Annotated in this window: 23 protein-coding genes; 2 read left to right on the forward strand and 21 right to left on the reverse strand. The window is 60.5% G+C overall.

All coding sequences use genetic code 11. The annotated features are described in order from the left end of the window. Genes B7E11_RS24055 through pdhA form a run of 3 tightly spaced genes read right to left on the reverse strand, consistent with a single transcriptional unit; the run spans position 1 to position 3,443 of the window. On the reverse strand, positions 1 to 1,311 hold the full coding sequence (locus tag B7E11_RS24055) for a dihydrolipoamide acetyltransferase family protein (RefSeq protein WP_080839565.1): 1,311 nt from the start codon (positions 1,309 to 1,311) through the stop codon (positions 1 to 3). 21 nt (positions 1,312 to 1,332) lie between these two features. Then, complete coding sequence (locus B7E11_RS24060; RefSeq protein WP_080839567.1) at positions 1,333 to 2,310, reverse strand: alpha-ketoacid dehydrogenase subunit beta; 978 nt, start codon at positions 2,308 to 2,310, stop codon at positions 1,333 to 1,335. Positions 2,311 to 2,339: 29 nt separating this feature from the next. After that, positions 2,340 to 3,443: a pyruvate dehydrogenase (acetyl-transferring) E1 component subunit alpha gene (gene pdhA / locus B7E11_RS24065; RefSeq protein WP_080839569.1), complete on the reverse strand. Its 1,104-nt coding sequence runs from the start codon at positions 3,441 to 3,443 to the stop codon at positions 2,340 to 2,342. Between the two features lie 511 nt (positions 3,444 to 3,954). On the opposite strand from pdhA, the gene B7E11_RS24070 reads away from it, so the two are divergent. Continuing rightward, positions 3,955 to 4,701 carry an alpha/beta hydrolase gene (locus B7E11_RS24070; protein WP_080839571.1) on the forward strand — a complete coding sequence of 249 codons (747 nt, stop codon included), beginning with the start codon at positions 3,955 to 3,957 and terminating at the stop codon, positions 4,699 to 4,701. Between the two features lie 226 nt (positions 4,702 to 4,927). On the opposite strand, the gene B7E11_RS24075 is transcribed toward B7E11_RS24070, so the two are convergent. Further along, positions 4,928 to 5,407: a low molecular weight protein-tyrosine-phosphatase gene (locus B7E11_RS24075; protein WP_080839573.1), complete on the reverse strand. Its 480-nt coding sequence runs from the start codon at positions 5,405 to 5,407 to the stop codon at positions 4,928 to 4,930. Then, complete coding sequence (locus B7E11_RS24080; RefSeq protein ID WP_080840986.1) at positions 5,404 to 6,033, reverse strand: trimeric intracellular cation channel family protein; 630 nt, start codon at positions 6,031 to 6,033, stop codon at positions 5,404 to 5,406. The genes B7E11_RS24075 and B7E11_RS24080 overlap by 4 nt, the downstream gene beginning before the upstream one ends. Before the next feature lie 298 nt (positions 6,034 to 6,331). Here B7E11_RS24080 and B7E11_RS24085 point away from each other — a divergent pair, with 298 nt between their 5' ends. After that, a complete protein-coding gene (locus B7E11_RS24085) occupies positions 6,332 to 6,997 on the forward strand; it encodes a thiamine diphosphokinase (RefSeq protein ID WP_080839574.1) in 666 nt (221 codons plus the stop codon). Here the strand turns inward: B7E11_RS24085 and B7E11_RS24090 are convergent. The 16 genes from B7E11_RS24090 to B7E11_RS24165 form a co-directional block, all read right to left on the reverse strand. Further along, on the reverse strand, positions 6,994 to 7,770 hold the full coding sequence (locus B7E11_RS24090; protein WP_080839576.1) for an MBL fold metallo-hydrolase: 777 nt from the start codon (positions 7,768 to 7,770) through the stop codon (positions 6,994 to 6,996). The two genes, B7E11_RS24085 and B7E11_RS24090, sit on opposite strands and share 4 nt — an antisense overlap. A 12-nt stretch (positions 7,771 to 7,782) precedes the next feature. Further along, positions 7,783 to 8,463, reverse strand: coding sequence for a GNAT family N-acetyltransferase (locus tag B7E11_RS24095; protein WP_080839578.1), 681 nt, complete (start codon positions 8,461 to 8,463; stop codon positions 7,783 to 7,785). Positions 8,464 to 8,481: 18 nt separating this feature from the next. After that, complete coding sequence (locus tag B7E11_RS24100) at positions 8,482 to 9,144, reverse strand: GNAT family N-acetyltransferase (RefSeq protein ID WP_080839580.1); 663 nt, start codon at positions 9,142 to 9,144, stop codon at positions 8,482 to 8,484. A 43-nt stretch (positions 9,145 to 9,187) separates the two neighbouring features. Beyond that, on the reverse strand, positions 9,188 to 10,045 hold the full coding sequence (locus B7E11_RS24105; protein ID WP_080839582.1) for a carbon-nitrogen hydrolase family protein: 858 nt from the start codon (positions 10,043 to 10,045) through the stop codon (positions 9,188 to 9,190). Between the two features lie 117 nt (positions 10,046 to 10,162). Beyond that, on the reverse strand, positions 10,163 to 11,512 hold the full coding sequence (locus tag B7E11_RS24110; protein WP_080839583.1) for a sensor histidine kinase: 1,350 nt from the start codon (positions 11,510 to 11,512) through the stop codon (positions 10,163 to 10,165). Next, positions 11,509 to 12,204 carry a response regulator transcription factor gene (locus tag B7E11_RS24115; RefSeq protein ID WP_080839584.1) on the reverse strand — a complete coding sequence of 232 codons (696 nt, stop codon included), beginning with the start codon at positions 12,202 to 12,204 and terminating at the stop codon, positions 11,509 to 11,511. The genes B7E11_RS24110 and B7E11_RS24115 overlap by 4 nt, the downstream gene beginning before the upstream one ends. A gap of 148 nt (positions 12,205 to 12,352) precedes the next feature. After that, positions 12,353 to 13,933 carry a serine/threonine-protein kinase gene (locus tag B7E11_RS24120; protein WP_080839585.1) on the reverse strand — a complete coding sequence of 527 codons (1,581 nt, stop codon included), beginning with the start codon at positions 13,931 to 13,933 and terminating at the stop codon, positions 12,353 to 12,355. Positions 13,934 to 14,112: 179 nt separating this feature from the next. Then, positions 14,113 to 15,135 (reverse strand): 23S rRNA (cytidine(2498)-2'-O)-methyltransferase RlmM, encoded by a 1,023-nt coding sequence (locus tag B7E11_RS24125; RefSeq protein ID WP_245809812.1) that lies wholly within the window; start codon positions 15,133 to 15,135, stop codon positions 14,113 to 14,115. Between the two features lie 4 nt (positions 15,136 to 15,139). Further along, positions 15,140 to 15,913: an ABC transporter ATP-binding protein gene (locus B7E11_RS24130; protein WP_080839588.1), complete on the reverse strand. Its 774-nt coding sequence runs from the start codon at positions 15,911 to 15,913 to the stop codon at positions 15,140 to 15,142. A gap of 96 nt (positions 15,914 to 16,009) precedes the next feature. Then, positions 16,010 to 16,333: a thioredoxin family protein gene (locus B7E11_RS24135; protein ID WP_080839589.1), complete on the reverse strand. Its 324-nt coding sequence runs from the start codon at positions 16,331 to 16,333 to the stop codon at positions 16,010 to 16,012. Continuing rightward, positions 16,330 to 16,683 carry a cyclic-phosphate processing receiver domain-containing protein gene (locus B7E11_RS24140; RefSeq protein WP_080839591.1) on the reverse strand — a complete coding sequence of 118 codons (354 nt, stop codon included), beginning with the start codon at positions 16,681 to 16,683 and terminating at the stop codon, positions 16,330 to 16,332. The genes B7E11_RS24135 and B7E11_RS24140 overlap by 4 nt, the downstream gene beginning before the upstream one ends. After that, positions 16,680 to 17,522, reverse strand: a complete 843-nt coding sequence (locus B7E11_RS24145) for a deoxyribonuclease IV (RefSeq protein WP_080839593.1) — start codon at positions 17,520 to 17,522, stop codon at positions 16,680 to 16,682. Before B7E11_RS24145 ends, B7E11_RS24140 begins: the two co-directional genes overlap by 4 nt. Before the next feature lie 3 nt (positions 17,523 to 17,525). After that, entirely contained in the window at positions 17,526 to 18,344 is an 819-nt protein-coding gene (gene mutM, locus B7E11_RS24150; protein ID WP_080839595.1) for a bifunctional DNA-formamidopyrimidine glycosylase/DNA-(apurinic or apyrimidinic site) lyase, read from the reverse strand. A gap of 86 nt (positions 18,345 to 18,430) precedes the next feature. Further along, positions 18,431 to 19,267: an HAD-IIA family hydrolase gene (locus tag B7E11_RS24155; RefSeq protein ID WP_080839597.1), complete on the reverse strand. Its 837-nt coding sequence runs from the start codon at positions 19,265 to 19,267 to the stop codon at positions 18,431 to 18,433. 99 nt (positions 19,268 to 19,366) lie between these two features. Further along, a complete protein-coding gene (locus B7E11_RS24160; protein WP_176220879.1) occupies positions 19,367 to 20,740 on the reverse strand; it encodes a ribonuclease H-like domain-containing protein in 1,374 nt (457 codons plus the stop codon). Continuing rightward, the gene (locus B7E11_RS24165; RefSeq protein ID WP_080840988.1) at positions 20,737 to 23,028 is read right to left on the reverse strand and encodes a DEAD/DEAH box helicase; all 2,292 of its coding nucleotides are present in this window, start codon (positions 23,026 to 23,028) and stop codon (positions 20,737 to 20,739) included. The genes B7E11_RS24160 and B7E11_RS24165 overlap by 4 nt, the downstream gene beginning before the upstream one ends. Positions 23,029 to 23,471: the final 443 nt, after the last annotated feature.

Consider the following 23,471-nt stretch of genomic DNA (forward strand, 5'->3'; position numbering starts at 1 on the left):
TTATACCTCCATAACGAGCAGCTCGGGATCGGCGAGCAGCTGCTTGATGTAGTTCAAGAAATTTTGCGCGGTCGCGCCGTCGATAATCCGATGGTCGAAGCTAAGCGACAAGGCCATGACGGATGCCGGAACGATTTCGCCGTTTTTGATGACGGGCTTCTCGGAAATGCGCCCGACGCCGAGAATCGCCACTTCCGGGAAGTTGATGACCGGCGTGAAGAACATGCCGCCCGCTGAACCGATGTTCGTAATCGAAATGGTACCGCCCTTCATCTCGTTCGGAGCGAGCTTTCCTTCGCGTCCGCGCGTAGCCAGATCGCGGATTTCGTTGGCGATCGTCCAGATGTTCTTGCGGTCGGCGTCGAAGACGACCGGCACGAGCAAGCCGTTGTCCGTGTCGGTGGCGATGCCGATATTGTAGTACTTCTTGTAGACGATCTCGTTCGCGGCCTCGTCGATCATCGCGTTCAGCGCCGGGAACTCGCGGCAAGCGGCAACGAGCGCCTTGACGATGAACGGCAGATACGTCAGCTTGACGCCTTTCTTCTCGGCGACCGGCTTGGAACGGCTGCGCAGCGCGACGAGCGCCGAAACGTCCACTTCGTCCATGAGCGTGACGTGCGGAGCGGTATAAACGGATTTGACCATGGCGTTGGCGATCGCTTTGCGAATGCCCTTGAACGGAACGCGCTCCTCGACGCCCGGGCCTGCCTGCACGGCGGCTTTCGCTGCCGGAGCGGAAGCCGGAGCTGCCGCCTCCGCGCCTTGCGCCGCGGCCGGAGCCGCGCCGGTAAAGCCGAGCACGTCCTCGCGGGTGATGCGGCCGTTTTTGCCGGTGCCGTTCACTTCGGCGATGTTGACGCCCTTCTCGCGGGCGAGCTTGCGCACGCTTGGCGTCGCCAGCACGAGCTTGTTCGGCTCGGCGGCGGGCGCTTGCGCGGCAGCCGCGGCCGGAGCGGCGGGTTCGGCTGCGGGAGCCTGAGCAGGCTGCCCTTGCGTGTCGGCGCCGCCCGTCGAGGCGTTGCCGCCGATGTGGTCGTCCGGAGCGGAAGCTTCCTCCGGCAGATCGCCTTCGGCTTCGATGACGGCGACGACTTCGCCGACGTGCATCACTTGCCCGTCTTTGGCGAGCACTTCAAGCACCTTGCCGTTGACCGGACAGGGAACCTCCACGATCGCCTTGTCGTTTTGGACTTCCATAATGATATCTTCATCCGTTACCGTCTGGCCGGGGGAGATGAGCATTTTGACGATTTCGCCTTCATGCAGCCCTTCGCCGAGCTCCGGGAACTTGTATTCGAATCTTGCCACGAAGCAAAACCTCCTGTCCGATTAGAACTGCAGCACTTGATTGACGGTCTTGACGATGCGGGCCGGGTTCGGCAGCCAAACGTCCTCGATTTGCGCGAACGGATACACCGTGTCCGGAGGCGCGCACCGAAGCACGGGCGCTTCCAGGTGCAGAATCGCGTTTTCGTTGATTTGGGCGATGATCTCGGCGGCCGCGCCGGCCGACTTTTGCGCTTCTTGCACGACGATCGCGCGGTTCGTCTTTTTGATCGATTCGACGATCGTTTCGATATCGAGCGGCATGAGCGTCCGCAGGTCGATCACTTCCGCCTGCACGCCGTTTTTCTCCAGTTCTGCCGCTGCTTTGAGAGCGGTATGGACCATCAGGCCGTACGCGATGATCGTGACATCCTTGCCTTCGCGGACGACTTTCGCCTTTCCGATCGGCACGGTGTACTCGCCTTCCGGCACTTCGTCGCGGAACGCGCGGTACAAGTTCAGGTGCTCCATGAAAAAGACCGGATCGTTTTCCCGGATGGCGGAGATCAGCAGGCCTTTCGCGTCGTACGGGTTGGAAGGAACGATAGTCTTGATGCCCGGCGTTTGCATGGCGAGCCCTTCAAGCGCGTCGGTATGCAGCTCCGCCGCCTTGACGCCGCCGCCGAACGGCGTGCGGAACACGATCGGCGCGTTGTAGCGTCCGCCGGAGCGATAGCGCAGACGGGCCGCTTGGACGAACATTTGATCCAATGCTTCAAAAATAAAGCCGACGAATTGGATTTCCGCGATCGGGCGGAAACCTTGAACGGAAAGACCGACCGCAAGACCGCCGATGGCGGATTCCGCGAGCGGCGTGTCGAACACGCGATTTTCGCCGAATTCGGCTTGCAGGCCTTCCGTGGCGCGGAACACGCCGCCGACATGGCCGACGTCCTCGCCGAAAATGACGACGTTCGGGTCGCGCTTCAGCTCGACCCGCATCGCGTCTTTAATCGCTTCAATCATAGTCATTTGAGCCATGTTGCTAACTCTCCCATCTTAGTCACGATTTATTGGAAATCCGCTTTTTGCTGTTCCAGATTCGGCGGCGTTTGCTCGAACATCGAATCGATCAGGCCGGGGACGGTCATTTTCTCCGTTTGTTCGGCTTTCTTGATATGCTCGGCAACCGCGGCCTTCGCTTCTTCTTTCACGCGCGCGGTGTCTTCCTCGGACCAGAGGCCTTTGGCTTCCAGGTATTTGCCGAAACGCACGATCGGGTCTTTGAGCGCCCATTCCGCTTCTTCGTCCTTCGTGCGGTATTTGGTGGCGTCGTCGGACATCGAGTGCGGACGGAAACGATAGGTCAAGCCTTCGATCAGCGTCGCGCCGCCGCCTTCGCGGGCGATGTCGGCCGCTTCCTTCACGGCGGAAATGACGGCGAGCACGTCCATGCCGTCCACTTGCACGCCGCGGATGCCGGCTGCCAAAGCTTTATGGGCGATCGATTGGGCGCCCGTTTGCTTCGCGTAAGGCGTCGTGATCGCGTAGCCGTTGTTCTGAACGAAATAAATAGCCGGGAGTTTAAAGGAGCCCGCGAAGTTCAGGCCTTCATAGAAATCGCCTTCCGAGGAACCGCCGTCGCCGGTGTAGGCGATGACGACGTTTTTCTCGTTTTTCAGCTTGTAGCCCATCGCGATTCCGGTCGCGTGCAAAATTTGCGCGCCGATGATGATTTGCGGCATCAAGACGTTGACGCCTTCCGGAATCTGGCCGCCGTGCTGGTGGCCGCGGGAATAGAGGAACGCTTGGTACAAGGGAAGTCCGTGCCAGACGAGCTGCGGCATGTCGCGGTAGCCCGGGCAGATGAAGTCGGATTTCTCGAGCGCGTATTCGCTGCCGACCATCGTCGCCTCTTGGCCGGATACCGGCGCATAGAACCCGAGACGGCCTTGGCGTCCCAGATTGACCGCGCGGTCGTCCCACGTGCGGGTAAACACCATGCGATACATAATTTCCTTCAATTGATCGTCGGACAGATCGGGAAGACGTTCCGGGTTGACAACTTCGCCTTCCGGAGACAATATTTGCAGTGGAATCACATTTTCCGACCGCACCTCGTGCGCTTGAGCTTGGCCCGGCTTAGCCGGTGCGTCCAGAGAACCTTTACTCATTATCGATCACCTCGTCTTGAATTGTGGAAGAGGGCTTTCTGTTATAGAATTATTATAGCTCTGTTAGAGTCGATGGTCAAAGAAAAAAAGCCGTTTTTCCCCGATTTTACTTGTTTTTTATTCGTTTCATGTTTGTAGTACAGTTTGTTTTCATTACTATAACAAAATGATACAAACAAGCTTTAACCGTTGTGCTTACAGGAATAATCGACGGTTGCGAAACGGCGGGAACGAAAAACCGCGATGACGAATTTTCATGAATCGCGAACGGTTCGTCCGGCAAGTAAAATCGACTTCGCCGTTCCTTCGGACGGAGAATGTCGTTTTATCGGAAAAAATTCAGACAAGGACAGGTACATCTCCTTTCTGAATCGCAAAAAAACCGGCGGCGCCGCCAACGCGCAAAAAAGGACGCTCCTCCCTATGGTGTTCCCATACGCCGTGACGGCCATACTCGCGCGAGCGGCGTCCGATCCCGGAGTTGCCTATTATGGAAAGGAAGGTTGCAGCAATGAACGACTCCCATTTATTCAAGCGAACGATCGTCAGACACGAAGTGCCCAGCCGGATTTTGCCCGAAGGAAGCCGGGATATCCGCATCTATTTGCCGCCGGGCTACCAGGAGCTGCTCAGCTACCCCGTCGTCTACTGCCAGGACGGTCAGGATTTCTTTCAATTCGGCCGAATCGCGACAATCGCGCAAAAGCTGATCCTGGACGACGGCTGGGAGCCGTTCGTCGTCGTCGGCGTGGATGTCGACAAAAAAATCCGCACCTCCGAATATATGGCGGGAGGCGAGCGCAACGACGCGTACGTCCGCTTTTTCGCCGAAGAAATGCTCCCCTTTGTCGAAAGCAACGTATCCGTGCGAAGGACGCCGGACGAGCGCGTGCTTGCCGGAGATTCGCTGGGCGGGGCCGTCAGCTTGTCGCTTGCGCTGCGTTACCCTCAATTGTTCGCCCGGGTCCTTTCGTTTTCCGGCGCTTATTATGCGGGATCCGTCGCGGAAATCGTCAATAACGACAAGCTGGACGGCCTCGCCGTCTGGATGACGGTGGGCTTGCAGGAAACCGCGTTCGAATCCGACACGGGAACGTTCGATTTCGTCGCGCTGAATCGCGAAGCGAGCCGGCTGTTGCGGGACAGGGGCGCCTACGTCGATTACCGCGAGAAAGACGGCGAGCACAAATGGGGATTTTGGCAGGCGGAGCTGCCGGAAGCGCTGGCCGCTTTCGTCGGGCCGAACGCGCATATGTAGGCTTTTTTCTGCCATTTTGTGGTTAATCAACAGACCTGGATTTCATCCAACCAATCGCCGCCTTGCGAAAACGAAACACCGGAAACTAACCGATGGATCATGCTCTCCCGGCTGCACACGAAAAAAACCGCCCTCCGCGCCGGCTATCCTGGCGCAAAGAGCGGTTTCCCTCCGTTCGGCCGGACCGTCTTCCTGCAACGTCCGGCGCATCGAGCCGCGCGAATCCCTATCCGTCCGCGAGCCGGTCTTTGACCCGCTCCAGCAGCCGCTCGCATCCGGCATCCACCATTTCGTATACCTCTTCGAAATTGCCGGTATAGTACGGATCGGGCACATCCGTTACCCCCCGCTCCGGGAGCAGGGACATAAAGCGGATCACCTCGGCCGAAGCCGATCCCCCGACGATTTGCCGAATGTTCCTCTCATTGCTGGCGTCCATGGCGACGATCAAATCCCATTGACCGCCGTCTTCCGGCGCCAGCTGCCTGGCCCGCATGCCGTCGTATCCGATGCCGTGCCGGTCAAGCAGCCTTCTCGTTCCTTCGTGGGGAGGCTTTCCTACGTGCCAGTCCCCCGTCCCGGCCGAATCGATCTCGATGCGATCGTCCAGCCCCGCGGCCGCGACCCGGCTGCGAAACACCGCTTCCGCCATCGGCGAGCGGCAGATGTTGCCCAAGCAAACGAATAAAACGCGATATTTTTTCATGCTTCATATCCTTTCGAATAGCCGTGAACGTCCCGAATGCTCCGTCTCGGCAGCTTCCAGCGGTACTGCACGGACAGCATCCTGAGCAGCACGACCGCGAAAAAAAGCGCGAGCAATTCCCACGTGCCGCCAAGCTTCCCTACCTCGATGGCAAAGCCGGCCGCCAGCGCCCAAACCGCGTAAATCTCGTCGCGCAAAACGAGCGGCTTCCTCCCCGCCATCAAGTCGCGAAGCATGCCGCCCCCGATGCCCGTCAGCATCGCCGCGACCATGACCGCGCTAAGCGGCAAATTCGCATTTTCGGCATAAAGCGCTCCCTGGATGGCAAAAGCGGCCAACCCGATCGCATCGAACAGAGCCTCGCTTTTGCGCCACCGCCGAATCCAGATTTCGGGAAGCATGAACGCGACGAGAATGGCGATCGCGGCCGTCCACAAAAACAACCCCTGGCTCCACAGTGTCGTGACCGGAATGCCGATAAGCAAATTGCGTATGACCCCGCCGCCGAACGCCGTCACGAGCCCGAGCACGAACACGCCGAGAATGTCGTACTCCTCCTCCATGGCGACGATCGCTCCGCTGACCGCAAAGGCGATCGTTCCGATGAAACTGAACAAAAAGAACATGTCTTCCAAGCGACGTTTCCCTCCGAGACATCCTCCAGCCGGATGCATAGTGAACGCTAAACGCACAATCCAAAGTCATAAATTGTCATTTCCAACCAAATACCCGTCGAAAAAACAAACATTCGAGCTAAAAAGGCGTGAAAATTATCGGATTTTCACAATCTCGACCTCTAGTATTGTACCTTTAACTCTCCGCTCCGGCAATGACGGATTTTGGTTAGCGATCGAAGGGAAGACGCGCTATACTGAAGGATGAACGGCAGCAACATCGATAACGGCAGGAGAGGACTGCGGCTTCATGACGAAACAAACGTTTGCCCGCGCGCTTATTTTCACGGGCGGCGCGCTTGACGATTCGGCGATTTCCGTCATCCGTCCGAACGATTACTTGGTCGGCGCGGATCGCGGGGCGCTTTTTTTGGCGAAACGGGGGTATCCGCCCCATCTGGCGTTAGGCGACTTCGATTCGGTCGGCGCCGAGGAGCTGGAGCTGATCCGCGACGCAGCCGGGGAGACGCGCGAATTCGACGCCATCGACAAAGACTGGACCGATACGGAACTGGCGTTGCGCGAGACGATCAAAAGAGGCTTCCGCGACGTCGTCATTATCGGGGGGCTCGGCACCCGGTTCGATCACAGCCTGGCCAACGTTCATTTGTTGAATACGGCCGCGGCTTGCGGCTGCAATGCGAAATTGACCGACGCGAACAACGAAATTCGCTTGCTGGAAGCCGAGACAGGCGGCGTCGAACGGCTCGAAGCGGACGATCGCTACCCTTATGTATCGCTGCTGCCGCTGACGCCTGTCGTAACCGGCATCACCCTCGACGGCTTCGCCTATCCGCTGGACAACGCTACGCTTGCGATCGGGATGTCGCTTGGCATCAGCAACAAGCTGGCCGAGGACAACGGCACGATCCGGATCGCAAGCGGCAAGCTGCTTATAATCCGCAGCCGGGACTAGCCGACCCGAACGGCCAAGCCCGCGAGGGCGAGCCGGACGTTAGCGGGCAGCCCGTAGTCCCGGCGGACATCGATATCGTGCGACAAATGGGTAAAGATCGCTTGCGCGGCCCCTACTTCCCGCACCAGATCCAACCCTTCCTTCACATCGTAAAGCGAACGGGTTTCCGCGGGAAACGGCTCCTCGTAGAAGCTGGTGCCCAAGACGAGCAAGGACAGACCGCGCAGCGGCTCCTTCTCGGCTGGCGAAAGATCGAACGAATCGGAGCAATACGCCCAGGCATAGCCGGTCTCGCGTTGATCGAACCGGTAGGCGTAGGCGAAGCCGTTTTTCCCGTGATTCACTTTCCACGGCGTGATGCGCCAGCTTCCGTACGTCATCCCCCCGTCGTTCGCGATCATGTCGAGCCGCTCCCCGAGCCACGGAAATCGCCGGACGATTTCATCCAGCACTTCGGCGGGCGCAAACAGCTTCGCCGTCTCTTCCCGCCACCGGCACATGTCGGACCAATCGACAAGGCCGCCGATATGGTCGAAGTGCGCATGCGTGATCAATCCCTGCGTAACCCGGCGAACGCCGAGCCGCTCCATTTGGGCGCGGAAATCGGGACCGCAATCGAGCAAAAGAGGCGACTCGCCTTCGCATTCCAACCAGACGGCGGAACGAAAGCGAACGTTGTCCCCGGTTGTCCGGGCTTCGCCGCATACGTCGCAATCGCAATAGACGCGCGGCGTGCCCATCGAATCGCCGTTGCCCAAAAACGTAATGTTCATCCGCTTCTTCTCCTAAATCGGCAGCAGCCGGACGTGTTCCGTCCGCTCGAGCGAAGCGACCATATCCGTCCATTCCCGAGGCTTGTTCGGCAGCGCCGAATAGTACCAGCGAAGAAATCCGGCGACAAGCGACGACGGAACCGACTCCGCGGAATCGTCGGCCGGCCGGAAGCAGAAATCGAGCCCGCGAACCGCTTTGCCTTCGTGATCCCAGGACGGGTGCACGTAGTCGAAATCCAGCTTGCGGAAGCCGATATGCGACAGCACCTCGCGCCGCACCGCCGGATGCATCGGCTGCACGCCTCCGAACGCAAGCTTTGCGGTCTCCGCTTCCGACGGGTTGTAAATTTCCGCGAACGTGCCGAGAGACTGCGTCCCGGATTCCCGCTGCAGCCGCGCCAGATCCTTCTCCCGCTCCGTAAGCAAAAACCGGCCGATGCCATGGCCGGAACGCCCGATAATCGTAAAATCGACCATCGCCACGCGAAATTCCGGCCGGTAGCGGTATTCCGTCGCGCCGACGACCTCTCCGTCCAGCAGCGCGGCATAAACGTGAATCGAAGGATCCTGCAGCGGCTCTTTCCACAGCTCGAACGCCAGCACTTCCTCCGGGGGAAACACGTTGCCCATCAATTCGTGCATTTTGGCGAAAACCGGGTCTTCCGCCGATGTAATCCGATAGTAGGTAAGCATAGCGTTTTCATCCCTTCTTCATTCGTTCCAAAATGGGTTGCGCCATTCCATAAGCGCCGCGCAATTGGCCGAATCCTCATCTTCCAGATATTCATGCGCGACTCCGACGGGCACTCGACCGCAGCGCAGCAAAAAGGTCAGCACCGGATCCTTCAGGCGGCCCTGCGCGACCTGCTCCACGTACTGCTCCGGGGTCCATCGGTCCGCTACCGCGCGATACCCGGGCATGCGGCCGCCGCCCAGCAGCCTCCGGCATCCGAGAAACACGACCGTTTCATACATCGACTGCATGAGCCATTTGCCGAGCCCGAACTTGCGGTAAGCGGGGGCAACGCAAATATCGACGATGTAAAGCGTGTCGCCGTCCGGTTCGTGGTTGCGAATGTAGCCCTCGTCCGTGACGCTCGCCCAATCGTGGCGTTCTTCGTCCCGCAGCGTGCGCCTGAGCGCCGTCATCGACCCGACGATCCTTCCATCCATCTCCACGCACAATGCGCCTTCGGGAAACCGCGAGACGTGCTCGCTCAGCTGTTCCTCGTTCCACCATAAATCCGCCGGAAAAGGAGGCGGAAAGCTGGCCGCCTGCACTTCGATCAACGCGTGAAAATCCGGTTTCGCATAATTGCGGATGAGCGCGGGCTTCATCGTTTCGCCGTCGGTCGCGATCCATTTTTTCCGCATGGAAATCAACCCCTTTCCGTTGAAAAACGCGGCGCCCGACCGGTCAGTTCCAATCGGCGTACAGATCCGTCCGGCGGTCCCGCCACGTCGTCACCGAACCGGCCTCGCGGACGCCGGCGAGCAGCGACAGATCGAGATCGCCCGTCACCAGCATATCCGCGTTGATTTCGCCTTCGGCGACGATGCCGCCCGGCGGAAACGGAATGTCGTTCGGGGCGATGATCGCCGCCTGTCCGTAATTGGCCCGCATAAAATCGACGCGTCTCAGCGACCCGACGGTTCCCGTCGTTACGATGTAGATTTGGTTTTCCACGGCGCGCGCGTGGCAGCAGTACCGAACGCGGTAAAAGCCGTGCCGGTCGTCCGTGCAGGAAGGGCAGAACACGACGTCGGCCCCCTTGGCCCGCACGATCCGGACGATTTCCGGAAATTCGATATCGTAGCAGGTGAGCAAGCCGATTTTGCCGAACGGCGTATCGAACACCTGCACGCCTTCGCCGGGCGAAACGTTCCAGGCTTCCTTTTCGGTCGGCGTGATATGCAGTTTGTCCTGTTTGAACACGGTGCCGTCGGGAGCGAACAGAAAAGCGGTATTGCGGAGGCTTTCGCCCGCCTTCGTCACGTGCGTGCCGGCGATGATGTACATGCCGTATTCGCGGGCTAGCCCTTCGAACAGCCGCGTATAGGCGTCCGTATATTCCGTCAATCGTTCGATCGGCTGACCGTTTCCCGTCTCATCGCCGATCGCCAGCAGCGGCGTCGTCATAAATTCCGGAAACAGGACGAATTCGGCGCCGTACTCCGACGCGTTGCGCACGTAATGCTTGACTTGCTCCTCGAATTCGCTCCAGTCCCGAACGTCCCGCAGCGCGAACTGCACGGCGGATACTCTCATTTTCATAAGGTCCCATCCTTTCCTGTACCTAATTATAGTTCAATTGCGGCGCCGAGCAACTTTTTCCTTTTGCCGCAAATAAAGAAAACGCCTCCCCGGCAACCGCCGCCGGGAATGACGTTTTTACACGTGTCGCGGCAGCTTGATAACGATCGTCGTCCCGCTGCCGGATTTGCTGAATACCTCGATCGTCCCTTCGTGCAATTCGATGATGCGCTTCGCGATGGACAAGCCCAGCCCGCTGCCGCCCGTAGAGCGGTGACGCGCTTCGTCGACGCGGTAAAACCGTTCGAACAAAAACGGGATTTCGCTTTCCGGAATGCCGATTCCGTAATCGGTCACTTCCAGCTTGACGGTATGCCGCTCATGGCGGATGCGCACGTCGATCGGTTCTTTGCTGTACTTCATCGCGTTGTCGATGATGATCTGCAAAATTTGCCGGATTTTCTCCTTGTCGCCGACCATTTGCACGGACGACGCCGAAGCGTGGACGCGAATGTCGCGGTGAAACGCGGTGCCGAGGACGCCCGCCAGATCGCTGACGACGCCGACAAGCTCAAAGCGTTCCTTGTTCAGCCACTCGCCCTGATCGGCTTCCGCCAGCGCGAGCATCGACCTTGTCAGCCGTTTCAGCCGCTCGGTCTCCGCGGCGATCGCCTCGATGGCCTCGTCCCGGACTTCCGCGTTGTCGCGCCCCCACCGTTTCAGCATGTCGGCATAGCTGCCGATGACGGTGAGCGGCGTTTTCAGTTCGTGGGAAGCGTCCGCCACGAATTGCTTCTGCCGCTCGATCGTCCGGTCCAGCCGATCGATCATCTGATTGAACGCGCGAATAAGCTGCTGGAGCTCGAGCGATTCCTCGCGCCCCATCTGGACTTTGTGCAGCTTGCCGCTTCGGTCGATTTCCCGCATCGTCTGCACCATCTGACCGATCGGGCCGGTCAGGCGCGAGGTGAACCAGTACGTTCCGAAAATCGCGAACACGATGGCGCCGACGCTCGTTACGCTAAGCGTGCCGAGCAAAATTTGCAAATAGCTGTCCAGCGAGGTCAGCCGCCGCGCCCCTTCGACGACGCCGACGAAATCGCCCTGCTCGTACAGCGGCACGGACACGTAAAGCACCCGCTGCCCGTTCAGGCGAATCGTTTCCGAGCGCATGACATTGCTTACGTTCTGGGATATCGTCAGCAGCTCGGGGTCCCCGATTCGGTTGACGACCTCCAGCTCCTTCGTCACGATGCGAATCATTTCGTTGGAGTTGTACATGTCGCCGAGTACTTTCGGGTCCTCCAGGTCGGCCATGTCGTTTTTCCGGAGCGTTTCCGCCACGAGGTCGGTTTTGTTCGCGATGACCTGCAGCTCCCCGCGGGTCGCCACGCGAATGACCAGAAAATAAACGAAAATATTGTACAATAGCAAAATAAAAATAAACCAGAATACGGTAAAAAGCGTAAACCGCGAACGAAGCGTCATGCGTCCGGCTCCTTCAGCATATAGCCGACTCCCCGAACGGTGTGGAGCAGCTTATGCCGGTATCCTTTGTCCATTTTTTGCCGCAAGTAACGGATGTAGACGTCGACGACGTTCGTATCCCCGATGTACTCGTAACCCCAAACGTCGGACAAAATTTCTTCCCGCGTTTTCTCCTCGTTTTTGAAGCGGGCCAGGTAGAGCAGCAGTTCGAACTCGCGCGGGGTCAAATCGATCGCATGATCCTTGCGCGTGACTTTGCGGGTAATCAGTTCGATCGTCAAGTCGCACACCTTGATGACGTCTTCGCTTTCGCCTTCGCGGGACGCCTTGAAAATCCGCAGCAGGTTCCGCACCCGGGCAAGCAATTCCTCCATCGCGAACGGCTTCGTCACGTAATCGTTCGCTCCGTGTTCGAAGCCGCTCACTTTGTCCGGAACGGTATCCCGGGCCGTCAGCAAAATGACCGGAACGGCATGATCGTTTTGTCTCAAGCGCCGCAGCACCTCGATGCCGTTGAGGCCGGGGAGCATGACATCGAGAAGCACGAGATCCCAGCCGCCCTCGATCGCCATTTCCAGGCCTTTTCTTCCGTCGTTGGCGCGGCTCACTTCATAGCCTTCATGCTTGAGTTCAAGCTCCAGGATGCGCGCGATGCTGTCTTCGTCTTCGATAATCAAAATGTTCTCGCTCATCGTTTCACCTCGCAGCCAAGTGGGATATATTTATCGCTTGTTTCTGCATATTTACATTCATGCCAAAATGGCCGGCATTCTTTATTGTAACACGCCGGGCTCCATCCTTCGACGGCTGACGGCGAATTGGCCGAAAATGGAAGGCCGGTCAGCGGGATTTCGCGGCTCGCTCCGGGGCAAACAGCCTGGCGATCAGGTCGTCCCATTCGCCGTCCTCCCGCCTTCCGGACACGCGCGGTTCGCCGTCCCAAATCGCACGGACGACCGATTCCGCCGGGAGCTGCGGCAGGAAAACGGACGGCCGCTTCGGAAACAGGCCGAGCCACTCCTTCCGCGCGGGAAACGAATGGTCCCGATTGGCGATCCAGGCGGCAAAGACGCCCCGCTCCGAAGCCGCCGCCTGAAGGTTCGCGCATGCCTGCTGACGGCGTTCGCTCCATTTGGCGGGCATGCAGTCGGCCACCAGCAGAATGGAATCGGCGGTCCGAACCAGCCAATCGGAGGCGCCGGCGAAGTCCCAGCGGCTGGACACGTCCACAAGGACGATCGGAGTCCCCAGCTTTCGAAGCCAGTGGGCGAAAGCCTCCTCCGGCCGAGCTTCGGACGTTTGCCGCGGATGCAGAGGAAAATAATGCGCCGTTCCCTCCCTCCAGGCGGGACGTACCGGCCGCTCGCCGGCGGGATCCGCGAACGCCGCCCGCCCCGGCATTCTCCTGCCGCCGTCCAGTCGCGGAAACAGCTCCGGATCGCCGCCGGGACATTCGACAAGCGCATGGGAGGCGCCCAGCTCCGACAACCGGGCGGACAAATCCAGCGCCGCGGTCGTCGCCCCCGCTCCCGGATAGGCGGACACGATGGCGCATACGGCGACGCCGTCCCGGGCCCGAGCCGAAAGGTTGCCCGTTTCCGCATCGAGGGCAAACGACTTCAATTCCTTCAGCACCTGCGCCGCGCTTTCGGGGCGTTCCCGCGGATCGTCGGCCAGCAGGCGCTCCAGCCATTCCGCGAACAAGGGCGGAACCGCCGCGCGCAGCAGCCTCATCCGGTCGGCCGGCAGCCGGCGGATGGCGTAATCCCCGCCGGTCAGCAAATGGTAGGCCAGCGCTCCGAGACCGTAAAGATCCGTCCGGAAATCGGACTGGCCGCCCCGCAGCTGTTCGGGCGCGGCGAACCAGGGCGTCCCCAGGCGAAGCGTATCCGACGCGGCTTCGGGACGGTAATGCCTGGCGATGCCGAAATCGACGAGAACCGCCCGCCCCCGTCCGTCCACGATAACGTTCGCCGGCTTCAAATCACGGAAAACGACGGGAGGCTCTTGCGCATGGAGGTAACGGAGCACCGAGCCAAGCTGCTCCATCCATCCGAGCACCGTCGGAAACGGCAGTCCCGAGCCGTGCCCGGCCAATATCGCCTCGAGCGTTTCTCCCGCGATATAATCCATGACGATGCAGGCTTCGCTGCCGGCGTCCGCCGGGAAATAATCGACGATGCGCGGCAAATTCGGATGCTCGAGCCTCGCCAGCATGCGAGCTTCGGCGATGAACCATTCCCTTTCCTCGGGCAGCGGGCGCGTAAATTTGAGCGCTCTCAGCTTTCCGTCCAGGCGCCGGTCCTCCGCCAAATAGACCGATCCCATCCCTCCGCGCCCGATTTGCGATACGATCCGGTAACGTTCGGCGAACAGGCGGTCCGGTTCGGTCGATTGCGGTTCGAAAGGTTCTGCCATCATTTTCGACGCTCCCTATCGTTATAAGTTTCGAACGGGCCGGCAAATTTAAGTCCGCCGCCCTGACCGATTCGGCTCGCGTTCACCAAATCGACAAAAAAAACCGCGCCCGAAGCTGGCGGCCGGCTTTCGTTCCAAAGCCGCCGAGCTTCTGGCGCGGGATGCTTTCCCGGCATGAACCGTTATGCTCTGCGTTTTAACCACATTGTAACTTCTTCGCGATTGTGAAACAACTGTTTGATCCTTCGGATGTCGAACGTTTTCGCGTATTCTTCCGCAAGCTGCGAAATCGTCTGCAAAGGCTTGCGGTGCATCAGCTTCAACGTCACGATCGCCGCCCCCCCCGGAACGAGCGCGGGCGCAAGGCCCGAAACGATGCGGCACGTATGCCGGGGATCCCAGCTCATATCGCTTACGAGCAAATCGAACGCGCCGGGCGGAAACGACAGCTCGGCCGCATTGCGGCGCAAGTGCGCAAGGCCCGGATGGCCCGCCAGCGAATCCGCCATTTCGGCCGGATCGACCGCCGTGACGTGAAGCCCCCGCTCCAGCAATACCGACGTCCAGCCGCCGGGGGCGGCGCCCAGATCGAGCGCGCGGGAGAAACGTCCGAGCGGCAGCCCGAACGTCCGCTCCGCTTCCAGCAGCTTGAAGGCGGCGCGCGAGATCAGCCCCTCCTCCCGGCGGAACCGAACGGCGCCGCCCGGCCAGTCGGACAAATTATCCTCCGGAGCGGACAAACCCATGTAAAGCGACTTTTTCGAGGCGTATACGGACAAGATCCAGCGAGTATCCCGCGCGGCGACTTCCGCTCCGGCCGCTTCGAGCGCCGGCCGCATCAAATCGCGGCCTTCGGCCGAGCCGAACGGAAACGGGCTGTCCTGCGATTTGCGGACCTGCACGGCGACGGTCGCGCCACGGACGCGATCGGCGCAGGAAGCCGCGAAGCCGATCATCGTTTCGGCGATCGAATCCGCGTCTTCGCCCAGCGCCGACTCCGCCTCGACCGGAAACAGATGCCGCAGAAAGATCGGCTCGTCCCGTCGGAGCTCCCCGAGCCACTCGTCCGGCGTCCGGCTCGGGCAGCCGATCCGGAACGTCTCGCCCGGCGCGATTCCCGAAACGTCAACCTCCGGATGCTTGCGCTTGAGCTCGTCCATCGCGTAAGGAGCGAAACCGGGATTGGCCGTTCCGATAAAATCCATCATCCTAACGTTCCTTTCCAACCTGAATCCAGGGGCGTTCGTCTTGCCAATCGACTTTGACGTCGAGATCGTAGGCGATGCGCAGCAGCTCGGTCGTCAGCACGTCCCGCTTCCGCCCAGAAGCGACGATGCGCCCTTTCGCCATTAACGCCACATGGGTGAACATCGGCGTAATCTCTTCGATATGATGCGTCACGTACAGCATCGACATGCTCCGGCGGGACAAGCGTTCCAGCGAGTCGAGGAATTTTTCCCGTTCGAACAGATCGAGGCCGGCGCAGGGCTCGTCCAAAATGAGCAGCCGCGGATCGGCCATCATCGTGCGGGCAAGCAGCGCTTTCCTGCGTTCTCCTTGCGACAGCGTCCCGAACGGCTGCTCGGACAGATGGGCGAGGCCGACCCGCTCCAGTTCTTCCCGCGCCCGCTCGCGCACGTCGTCCGACACCGCCTCGTAAACGCGCAAATAGGCGTTGGCCCCGCCTGCGACGATTTCCCACAGCGGATCGCGAAGCGTCAGCTTCTCGATGAGCGTCGTCCCGATATAGCCGATCTTTTTTCGCACTTCGCGAACGTCGACCTGACCGTATCGGTTGCCCAGCACGTCGACCGTCCCCGTCGTCGGAAACATGTAGCCGGTGATCATTTCCAGCATCGTCGTTTTGCCGCAGCCGTTGCGTCCGAGCAGCACCCACTGCTCGCCTTCCTTGACCGTCAAGTCGACTCCCCGCAAAATATCCCTCTGGCCGCGTCGAAGCGTCAGCTGCTTAAGTTCGATCATCTATTTCCTTCCTCTCCCCAATTCCAGGTACGATTGCGTTGCGGTCCGAAGAAGCCTGCCCGCCCAAGGCTTGACCGGCGGAGCAGGCATTGCTTCTTACAGCGCCTTGATCCGCAGCGGGCGGAGCAGCTCAACCAGCTCCTGAACCGAACCGAAGCGGTACGCGTTGCGTACTTCCCCTTTGCGTTCCCATAGAAGCAGGCAAGGAACGCTCTGAATGCGGAACCGTTCGGCCAATTCCGGCATGACGTTCAAGTTCGCGGCGGCAATCGGCAATCCCGGAAGCACCTCGCAGGCCACGCCCAGCATCCGGCGGGCAACCGAGCAGGTTCCGCAAAGAGGCGTATGCACGAAAAGCGCGAACGGAGCCTCCGCCGCTTCCAGTTCCTTCCTCCATGACGCCGTGTCCCATTCCTTCATGCCCCGGCTCCGCCCTCGGCTTGCCGCGCGGCTGCCTCGAGCACGGACGCCGGCATCGGGCCGTCGTGCACGATGACGGCTGGCGGTTTGGCCTCGCGCAGCGCGCGGATCATTTGGGCCCTGCCCATCATGCTGGAGGAATGCACGTAGACCTCCTTCGGGTATATCGCGCGAGCGATCATCGCCTGCACGACCGCAAGCCCGTTCGGTTCGCCGTAGCCGAGCTCAAAATCGAGCGAAAGCAAATTGACGTCCTCCTCGGCAAGGAGCAGCAAGCACTCGTCTGCCGAACGGGCGGCGACGAATCCTTTCGGACAAGGCCGGACGTCGTCCAAAAACACGTTGATCATTCGGTATCCCCCACAATCGCCAGCTCTCGTACCCGCTCAATTTGCCTGCGGTGCGTTCCGTCCTCGTCCGCCGGCGTCTCCAGCAGAAGCGGCACCCGGCGGATTTCGGGCGTCCGGAGCAGGTTGGCAAAGCCCTCCGCGCCGATTTCCCCTTCGCCGATCCGCGCGTGCCGATCCCGCCGCATGCCCGCCGGATATCGCGAATCGTTCAAATGGACCGCGGCAAGATGTTCCCAGAATCCGGCCTCACGGCCTCTGGCGACGAACTCGTCCCAATCCGGTCCGCGCCAGTGGCCGCTTGCGAACAAGTGGCACGTATCGAGGCAAAATCCGATCGCTTCCGGCCGCTCGCACAGCTTGCGGACCGAAACGAGCTCTTCCGGGGTCGTCCCCATCTCCCCGTGGTCGCCGGCCAAATTTTCCAGCAGCACCTTTGCCGTCCCGTTCCACTGCCCGAGAACCTTGTTTAACCATTGTATGATATGGGTGTAGCCGAGCAAAGGGTCTTTACCCTTATACATGCCGAAATGAACGACGACCCCGATCGAGCCGCAGGCCTCGGCGATCGCCAAATCGTTCAGCGTGCTGCGGGCCATCTGCTCCGCTGACTCCCCGTCCGCCGCCGGATTGACCGGATAGGGGCCGTGCGCGACGGAAACGACCCCGTTATCGCGGCACCATAACGCGCAGCGCTGCGCTTCGGCGCGGTCAAACGCTTTGAGCTGCAGGCTGCGCGGGTTTTTCGGAAAATACTGAAAGGCGTTGCCGCCCATCGCCGCGGCCGTTCGCGCCGCTTCCCGGTATCCCCGCCTCGTGCTCACATGGCTGCCGACAAACATGCGTCAATGCGTCCCCTGGCAGCTCGGACAGTAAAACATTTTGCGCGAGGAAATCGTCGCAAGCTGAATCGTGCCGCCGCAGCGGGGACACGGCTCTCCCTCGCGGTCGTAAACCTTGCATTTATCGTCGTAGCCGCCGGTCAGCGTGTCGTTCGCGGTCAGCTTTTTGTCCATGTAGCCGCCCTCTTCGGCAGCCTCCGTCAGCACTTTTCGCATCGCATGATAAACGTTGCGTTTCGTATCGTCCGTCAAGGACGCAATGTCGGCGAACGGAACGACGCCGGCTTCGAAGCAAATTTCGTCGGAATAGCAATTGCCGATGCCGGCGAGCCATTTCTGGTCGACGAGGGCCGGCTTCAGCTTGCCGCGCTTCTTGGCCAGCTTCAGAACGAACGCCTCTTCCGTAAGCCGCGGATCGAACGGCTCCGGGCCGAGCTCGCGAAACTGCTCGATTGCCGCCTTGGCCGTTATCCGGTGAAGAAACCCCAGCCGAAGCCCGCCGAAAAACAACCGGTTGCCATCTTCGAGCGCAAAGACGACCTGGAACCGGGAATCGTCCTTTTCCGCTTCCGTTCCGTAAACCAGATATCCGCCGAGCATCAGATGCAGCAGCAGCCGGTTGCCGTCGTCCAAATGGAACAGCAGGTATTTGGCGCGACGCTCCACGAACATGATTTTACGGCCGGTCAAAGCGCCGCGAAACGTTTCTTCGGGTTCGTTTATCGTTTTTTCGCGGTTGACGTCGACGTTCACGATCGTCTGACCGCATACGAGAGGCGAAAGCAATCGCCGATAAGTTTCCATCTCCGGCCATTCCGGCATGTTGAAGTCATTCCTTTGCTTTATGTTGTAAAAGTATGTAGTCCCCGTCGGAACGAAGCGTTCCGAACTGCCGGCGACCGCCCAAACTATCGATCGTTCGTTATCCAATCCGCCAGCTGATCGAGGCCGGCGCATACGCCGTCGGGCTTGACGTCCGCGTCCTCGCAGCGGATTCTCCAATCCGCTTCCGAGCACAAGCCTGTCAGCACGAGCACGGTCAGACTGCCGGCCGCCTTTCCGGCGGCAATATCGGTATGGGGGTTGTCGCCGATGACCCAGGCGTCCCCCGCGGATACGCCGGCACGGGCCAAGGCGTAATCCATCAAGATCGGAGAAGGCTTGCCGACGACGGTCGGCTTCGTGCCGGAAGCCGCCTCGAGCAACGCCGCAATGCTTCCCGCGCCCGGCAGCAAGCCGGTGCCCATCGGGAGCAGCCGATCGGGGTTGGTCAGCAAAAACGCCGCGCCGCGCAGCAAATGGCGCACGGCGACGGTCAGCCGGTCGAACGTGAGGGCGCGATCGATGCCTTGAACGACAAGCCGGGCATCCGTCTCGTCCGCTTCGTCCAACAGCCGCAGCCCGGCTTCCCGAAGCGCCTCCCGGATGCCGTGCTCGCCGACGAGAAAGACCGGCGCGCCTGGATAATGCCGCTTGGCATATTCGGCCGCGGCCTGGGCCGACGTGACGACTTGGCCGGCAGACGCCGGAATCCCCATTTTATTCAAATGGTCCGCGACCTGTGCCGGCGTTCGCGTCGAATTGTTCGTGACGAACCAGCAAGGCAGGCCGATTTCCTCCATTTTCGCGATGAGCCTGTCCGCTCCCGGGATCGGCGTATCCCCTTTGTACAGGGTGCCGTCCAAATCGAACAGCAGCGCCTTGGGGAGCGTCCGTTCCGGCGGTCGAATCGGATATGCTTCCATGATGCCTGACTCTCCTAACCTGAAAAAATCGGGAACCGCGGTCCGTTCTTCCTACAATACCCCGATTGCGGGGAAAATGACAAGGGAACGGCGTTAAATTTAACCCCGATTTAACCCCGATTTTCGCCTGAGCCGCTCGATTCTCCGCTGCAGCTCTTCCCGTTCCTGCCGGCTCCGGGCGGCGCCGCCCGCCGCAGGCGGTCGGCGAAGCGCCAGATCAAGAGCCCGCTCGGCCAGCTCCAAAGCGCCTCCGTAATCTTTAAGCCGATGCTCGTAATGCATCGCCAGCTCGATATGGGCGTCGTACGACGGAATCGCGGCCCGCTCGGCGCGTTCGGCGGTCCGCCGCCACAGCGGAACGGCCAGGTCGAACCGGCCGAGGCGCTTGTAATGGGCGGCGACCGGGAGCCACCACCGGGCAGTTTGCGGTTCCTCGCTCGCGGCGAGCAGGGCGTACAGCCGGGCCGATTTTTTCGCGGCGCCGTGCGTTTCCAGCCATGCCGCCGTCCGGTACAGCTCCTCGGCCCCGGCCGGCGCCTCGAAATCGTCTGCGCCTTCCTCTTCCCCGTCTGCCAGCAGCGCGCCGAAATGAACGGCCAGCGTCGCAAGCGTCAGCACGTCCCGCTCGTTATGCCGGTAAACCCCTTGCAAGCCATCGGCGTCGCCGTCGTTCAAAAACTGCATGTACAGAGCAGGAGCGAGCGAACCCGGCACGTCCTCGCCCCTGTCGATTTCTAGTTTTTCCTCTTCGATCCGGCTTAGTCGGCACGATTCGAGCGTATTGCGCCACAGCGCCCGGGAAGGGTGAAGAAAATCGAGATGGCCCGGCTCGGGACCGGTCCGCCTCCATCCGTTCAAAATAAACCGGTTGACGAGAACCGGCCAATCGAACGTGCGCCCGTTGTACGTCGCCAGATGCGTGCGGTTCGCCATTCGCCCGGCCAAGTAAGCGAGCATGGCCCTTTCCTCGCCGGGATGCCGGATGAGCGTTTGTTCCACGACGAACCGCCCGCTATCCGGTTCGATCCAGCCGATGCCGATCATGAACGGGACATTGCCGGCTCCGATGCCGAGCCCCGTCGTTTCGGTGTCGAGAAAAAGCAGCCGCTCCGGCTCGATCGGCCCATGGAGCACCGCTTCGTTCTGTTTGTTTTGCCGATCTGACACCGGCGCCAGGTAGCGCGCTTTCGCCTGCAGCTCGCCGAGCGCGTAGCGCCCGTGGCGGAAATGCAGCGGGTATTCGATTTTCCGCAGCAGAAAGCTGCCGTGGGCGTTGGTCTCTTCCGTCACGCCAAGACGGATGAACGCGGGATGCAAAGCCTCCGCTTCCGCTTGCCGTCCGCTTTCATATGTTTCCGCTCCCGCTTGCCGCCCGCTCACGTACGCTTCGGCCGCCGCGGCCGACCCGGTCGACGCCGCGGCTGGCGATTGCGGGCGCAGCCGCAGCAGGCGCTCCCTCAGTCCCCCGCTCACGTCGCCGCACCTTCCTTCGCATGGGCGAGCAGCTTCTGCGCGAGCTCCTTGCCGAGCAAGCCGACTTCCTCGATCGGCCCGACGCAAGCCGGGCAACCGCTCATGCAGCCGCAGCCGGCCATCAGTCGCCCGGCTTCGGCAAGCAGCTCGTCGTGCTTCTCGTACAACCGCTGGCTGAGGCCGATGCCTCCCGGGTACCGGTCATAGAAAAAAATCGTCGGCCGCTTCGAGTGCAGCGCCTTCACCTGCGGCACGACCCGAATGTCGAGCGGGTCGCACATCAAATGAAGCGGAGCGAGATGCACGAGCACGTTGGCGAGTCCGAGCAGCGCCATCTGCATGTCGTTGGCGGACAATCCCGCCTCGGCTTCTTCCGCGAACGAAAACCAGTAGCCGCTCGTGTGCAGGTTCTCCTCCGGCAAATGGATCGGGCCCGAGCCGATATTTTCATGCGTGCGCATACGGATTTTTTTGAAAATCGTCGGGCGGCTCGTGACGGCCACTTCCCCGTACTGGCGCAAGAGCCGGCCCGATCGGCGCTCCAGGTCGACTTGCAGGACCTTCAGCTCGATCGCCATGTTGGCGTCCGTGAAGTAATCGACGTCGACCTTGCGCACGTACGCTTTTTTCTCCGGATAATCGAGCTTCTCGACCTGGTACTGCACGCCTTCGTGCAAATAGATCGCTTCCTCGTGAATAAGCGTCGGGGCGCTGAACCGGTCGACTTCGCCGATCACCTTGTGGCCTTCAGTCATGTCGATGATGACGAAATTTTCCTGGGCGGCCGACCGGAGCGATATATTGTTGGCGGGAAAAGCCTGCTCCATCCAATACCAGCGATCCCCCGTTTGATGCAGCACCTTCTCCTCGGCGAGAAATTCGAGCAGGTCCGTCAGCTTCTCGCCTCCGAACTTGTCGCCGGCCTCGAACGGCAGCTCGTAGGCGGCGCATTTGACATGATCGAGCAAAATCAGCAGGTTGTCGGGATGAATGCGCGCCTCTTCCGGCGGCCTTCCCAAAAAATAATCCGGATTCTGGATCAAATACTGATCGAGCGGGTTGCTGCTGGCCACCAGAAACGTGACCGAGCTCGTATGCCTGCGCCCCGCCCGCCCGGATTGCTGCCACGTGCTCGCGATCGAACCGGGATACCCGTTCAGCACGCACGCCTGCAGCTGGCCGATGTCGATGCCCAGTTCCAGCGCGTTCGTGCTGACGACGCCCCGGATTTCGCCGGTGCGCAGCCCGTGCTCGATTTCCCGCCGGAGCTTGGGCAGGTAGCCGCCGCGATAGCCGCGAATCGATTTCGGTCCGAGCTCCCTTTTGACCAGTTCCTGCAAATAGGTCAATAAGATTTCCACTCTCACCCGGCTGCGCGCGAACACGATCGTCTGGATGCCGCTTTTCAGCAGCAGCGCGGCCAGCCGCTGGGATTCGAGCACGCTCGATCTGCGGATGCCGAGCTGCCGATTGACGACCGGGGGATTATAAAACACCATATGCTTCTCGCCGGACGGCGCCCCGTTGTCGTCGACGAGCTCGACCGGCTCGCCGACAAGCCGTTCCGCGTGCTCCTTCGGATTGCGGATCGTCGCCGAGGCGCACAAAAACTGCGGATCGCTGCCGTAAAACTTGCAAATCCGCTTGAACCGGCGAATGACGTTGGCGACGTGGCTGCCGAACACCCCCCGGTACGCGTGAAGCTCGTCGATGACAATGTACTTCACGTTCTCGAACAGTTTGACCCATTTCGTATGATGCGGCAATATGGCCGAATGCAGCATGTCGGGATTGGTGACGACGATATGTCCCGCGTTGCGGATTGCCTGCCTGACGGTCGGCGGCGTGTCGCCGTCGTATGTATGCGTCTTGATGTCCGCCTCCATCCGGTTCGCCAGCTCCTGGAGCTCCGCGACCTGATCCTGGGCGAGCGCCTTCGTCGGAAACAGGTACAGCGCCCGCACGCTGTCGTCGGCCAGCAAATGCTGAAGCACCGGCAAATTGTAGCACAGCGTCTTGCCGGACGCGGTCGGCGTGACCGTCACGACGTGCTTCCCTTCCCGGACCGCCCGGTAAGCCGCCGCCTGATGCGTGTACAGCTCATGGATTCCTTTGCTCCGCAGCGCTTGCTCCAGCTTCGGAGCAAGCCGCTCGGGAAACGGAACCGTTCGCGCTTCCCTCGCCGGCTGCGTATGCCAATGCGTCACGTTCGCCATGATTTCCGGGTGGCTTCGCAGCATGTCCAGCCACTCTTCCACCGTCGCCGCTTTCCCCGTCCATGGATTCATGTTGATTTCTCCCCCGCCGTTCGTTCGATATTTCCCATTGTACAGAATATACGTTCGCACGGCAACGCATCCGCGAGGATAAAGCTTTGTCGAATCGAACGAATTTGCCGACAGAAGACCGCAGGCGGGAATAAAAAAACTCTATTTTCTGACTATTCCGACACCGAATGTCGGGTCCTGCGCTTTCCCGGGAAAAGTTTTATCCCCTCGCGATCCCGAAAACGCTTAAACGATCCTCATGTCCCTCCAGCGCTCTCGTTTCCGCCCCTGTAAGTCCCCTTCTTTGCCGCCACGCGTCCGCATTACCGCCCAACAGTCCATCCAGTCCCCTTCTTAGCCGTCTGCGCTCCTTATCATCCGAATCGAACGATACATCGTTTCCTCCGACCGCTCTTTCCGCATAGAACGCGAAGCCATTAGTTATCCTATCGACGGGAAGCAGC

The organism is Cohnella massiliensis (assembly GCF_900169535.1).
In the GTDB taxonomy this organism is placed as follows: Bacteria; Bacillota; Bacilli; order Paenibacillales; family Paenibacillaceae; genus Cohnella; species Cohnella algarum.

Coding starts and splice junctions, on each gene's coding strand:
- B7E11_RS24100 (WP_080839580.1), bottom strand. CDS start 9,144: ATGCGGAAAAAATGGATCGCGACCGACGGCGAAACGATGAAGCCCGCG.
- B7E11_RS24090 (WP_080839576.1), bottom strand. CDS start 7,770: ATGAACATTACGTTTTTGGGCAACGGCGATTCGATGGGCACGCCGCGC.
- B7E11_RS24135 (WP_080839589.1), bottom strand. CDS start 16,333: ATGAAGGAATGGGACACGGCGTCATGGAGGAAGGAACTGGAAGCGGCG.
- B7E11_RS24085 (WP_080839574.1), top strand. CDS start 6,332: ATGACGAAACAAACGTTTGCCCGCGCGCTTATTTTCACGGGCGGCGCG.
- B7E11_RS24145 (WP_080839593.1), bottom strand. CDS start 17,522: ATGTTTGTCGGCAGCCATGTGAGCACGAGGCGGGGATACCGGGAAGCG.
- B7E11_RS24060 (WP_080839567.1), bottom strand. CDS start 2,310: ATGGCTCAAATGACTATGATTGAAGCGATTAAAGACGCGATGCGGGTC.
- B7E11_RS24070 (WP_080839571.1), top strand. CDS start 3,955: ATGAACGACTCCCATTTATTCAAGCGAACGATCGTCAGACACGAAGTG.
- B7E11_RS24165 (WP_080840988.1), bottom strand. CDS start 23,028: ATGAATCCATGGACGGGGAAAGCGGCGACGGTGGAAGAGTGGCTGGAC.
- mutM (WP_080839595.1), bottom strand. CDS start 18,344: ATGCCGGAATGGCCGGAGATGGAAACTTATCGGCGATTGCTTTCGCCT.
- B7E11_RS24110 (WP_080839583.1), bottom strand. CDS start 11,512: ATGACGCTTCGTTCGCGGTTTACGCTTTTTACCGTATTCTGGTTTATT.
- B7E11_RS24120 (WP_080839585.1), bottom strand. CDS start 13,933: ATGATGGCAGAACCTTTCGAACCGCAATCGACCGAACCGGACCGCCTG.
- B7E11_RS24080 (WP_080840986.1), bottom strand. CDS start 6,033: ATGTTCTTTTTGTTCAGTTTCATCGGAACGATCGCCTTTGCGGTCAGC.
- B7E11_RS24105 (WP_080839582.1), bottom strand. CDS start 10,045: ATGAAAATGAGAGTATCCGCCGTGCAGTTCGCGCTGCGGGACGTTCGG.
- B7E11_RS24130 (WP_080839588.1), bottom strand. CDS start 15,913: ATGATCGAACTTAAGCAGCTGACGCTTCGACGCGGCCAGAGGGATATT.
- B7E11_RS24140 (WP_080839591.1), bottom strand. CDS start 16,683: ATGATCAACGTGTTTTTGGACGACGTCCGGCCTTGTCCGAAAGGATTC.
- B7E11_RS24155 (WP_080839597.1), bottom strand. CDS start 19,267: ATGGAAGCATATCCGATTCGACCGCCGGAACGGACGCTCCCCAAGGCG.
- pdhA (WP_080839569.1), bottom strand. CDS start 3,443: ATGAGTAAAGGTTCTCTGGACGCACCGGCTAAGCCGGGCCAAGCTCAA.
- B7E11_RS24115 (WP_080839584.1), bottom strand. CDS start 12,204: ATGAGCGAGAACATTTTGATTATCGAAGACGAAGACAGCATCGCGCGC.
- B7E11_RS24075 (WP_080839573.1), bottom strand. CDS start 5,407: ATGAAAAAATATCGCGTTTTATTCGTTTGCTTGGGCAACATCTGCCGC.
- B7E11_RS24095 (WP_080839578.1), bottom strand. CDS start 8,463: ATGCTTACCTACTATCGGATTACATCGGCGGAAGACCCGGTTTTCGCC.
- B7E11_RS24125 (WP_245809812.1), bottom strand. CDS start 15,135: ATGGATTTTATCGGAACGGCCAATCCCGGTTTCGCTCCTTACGCGATG.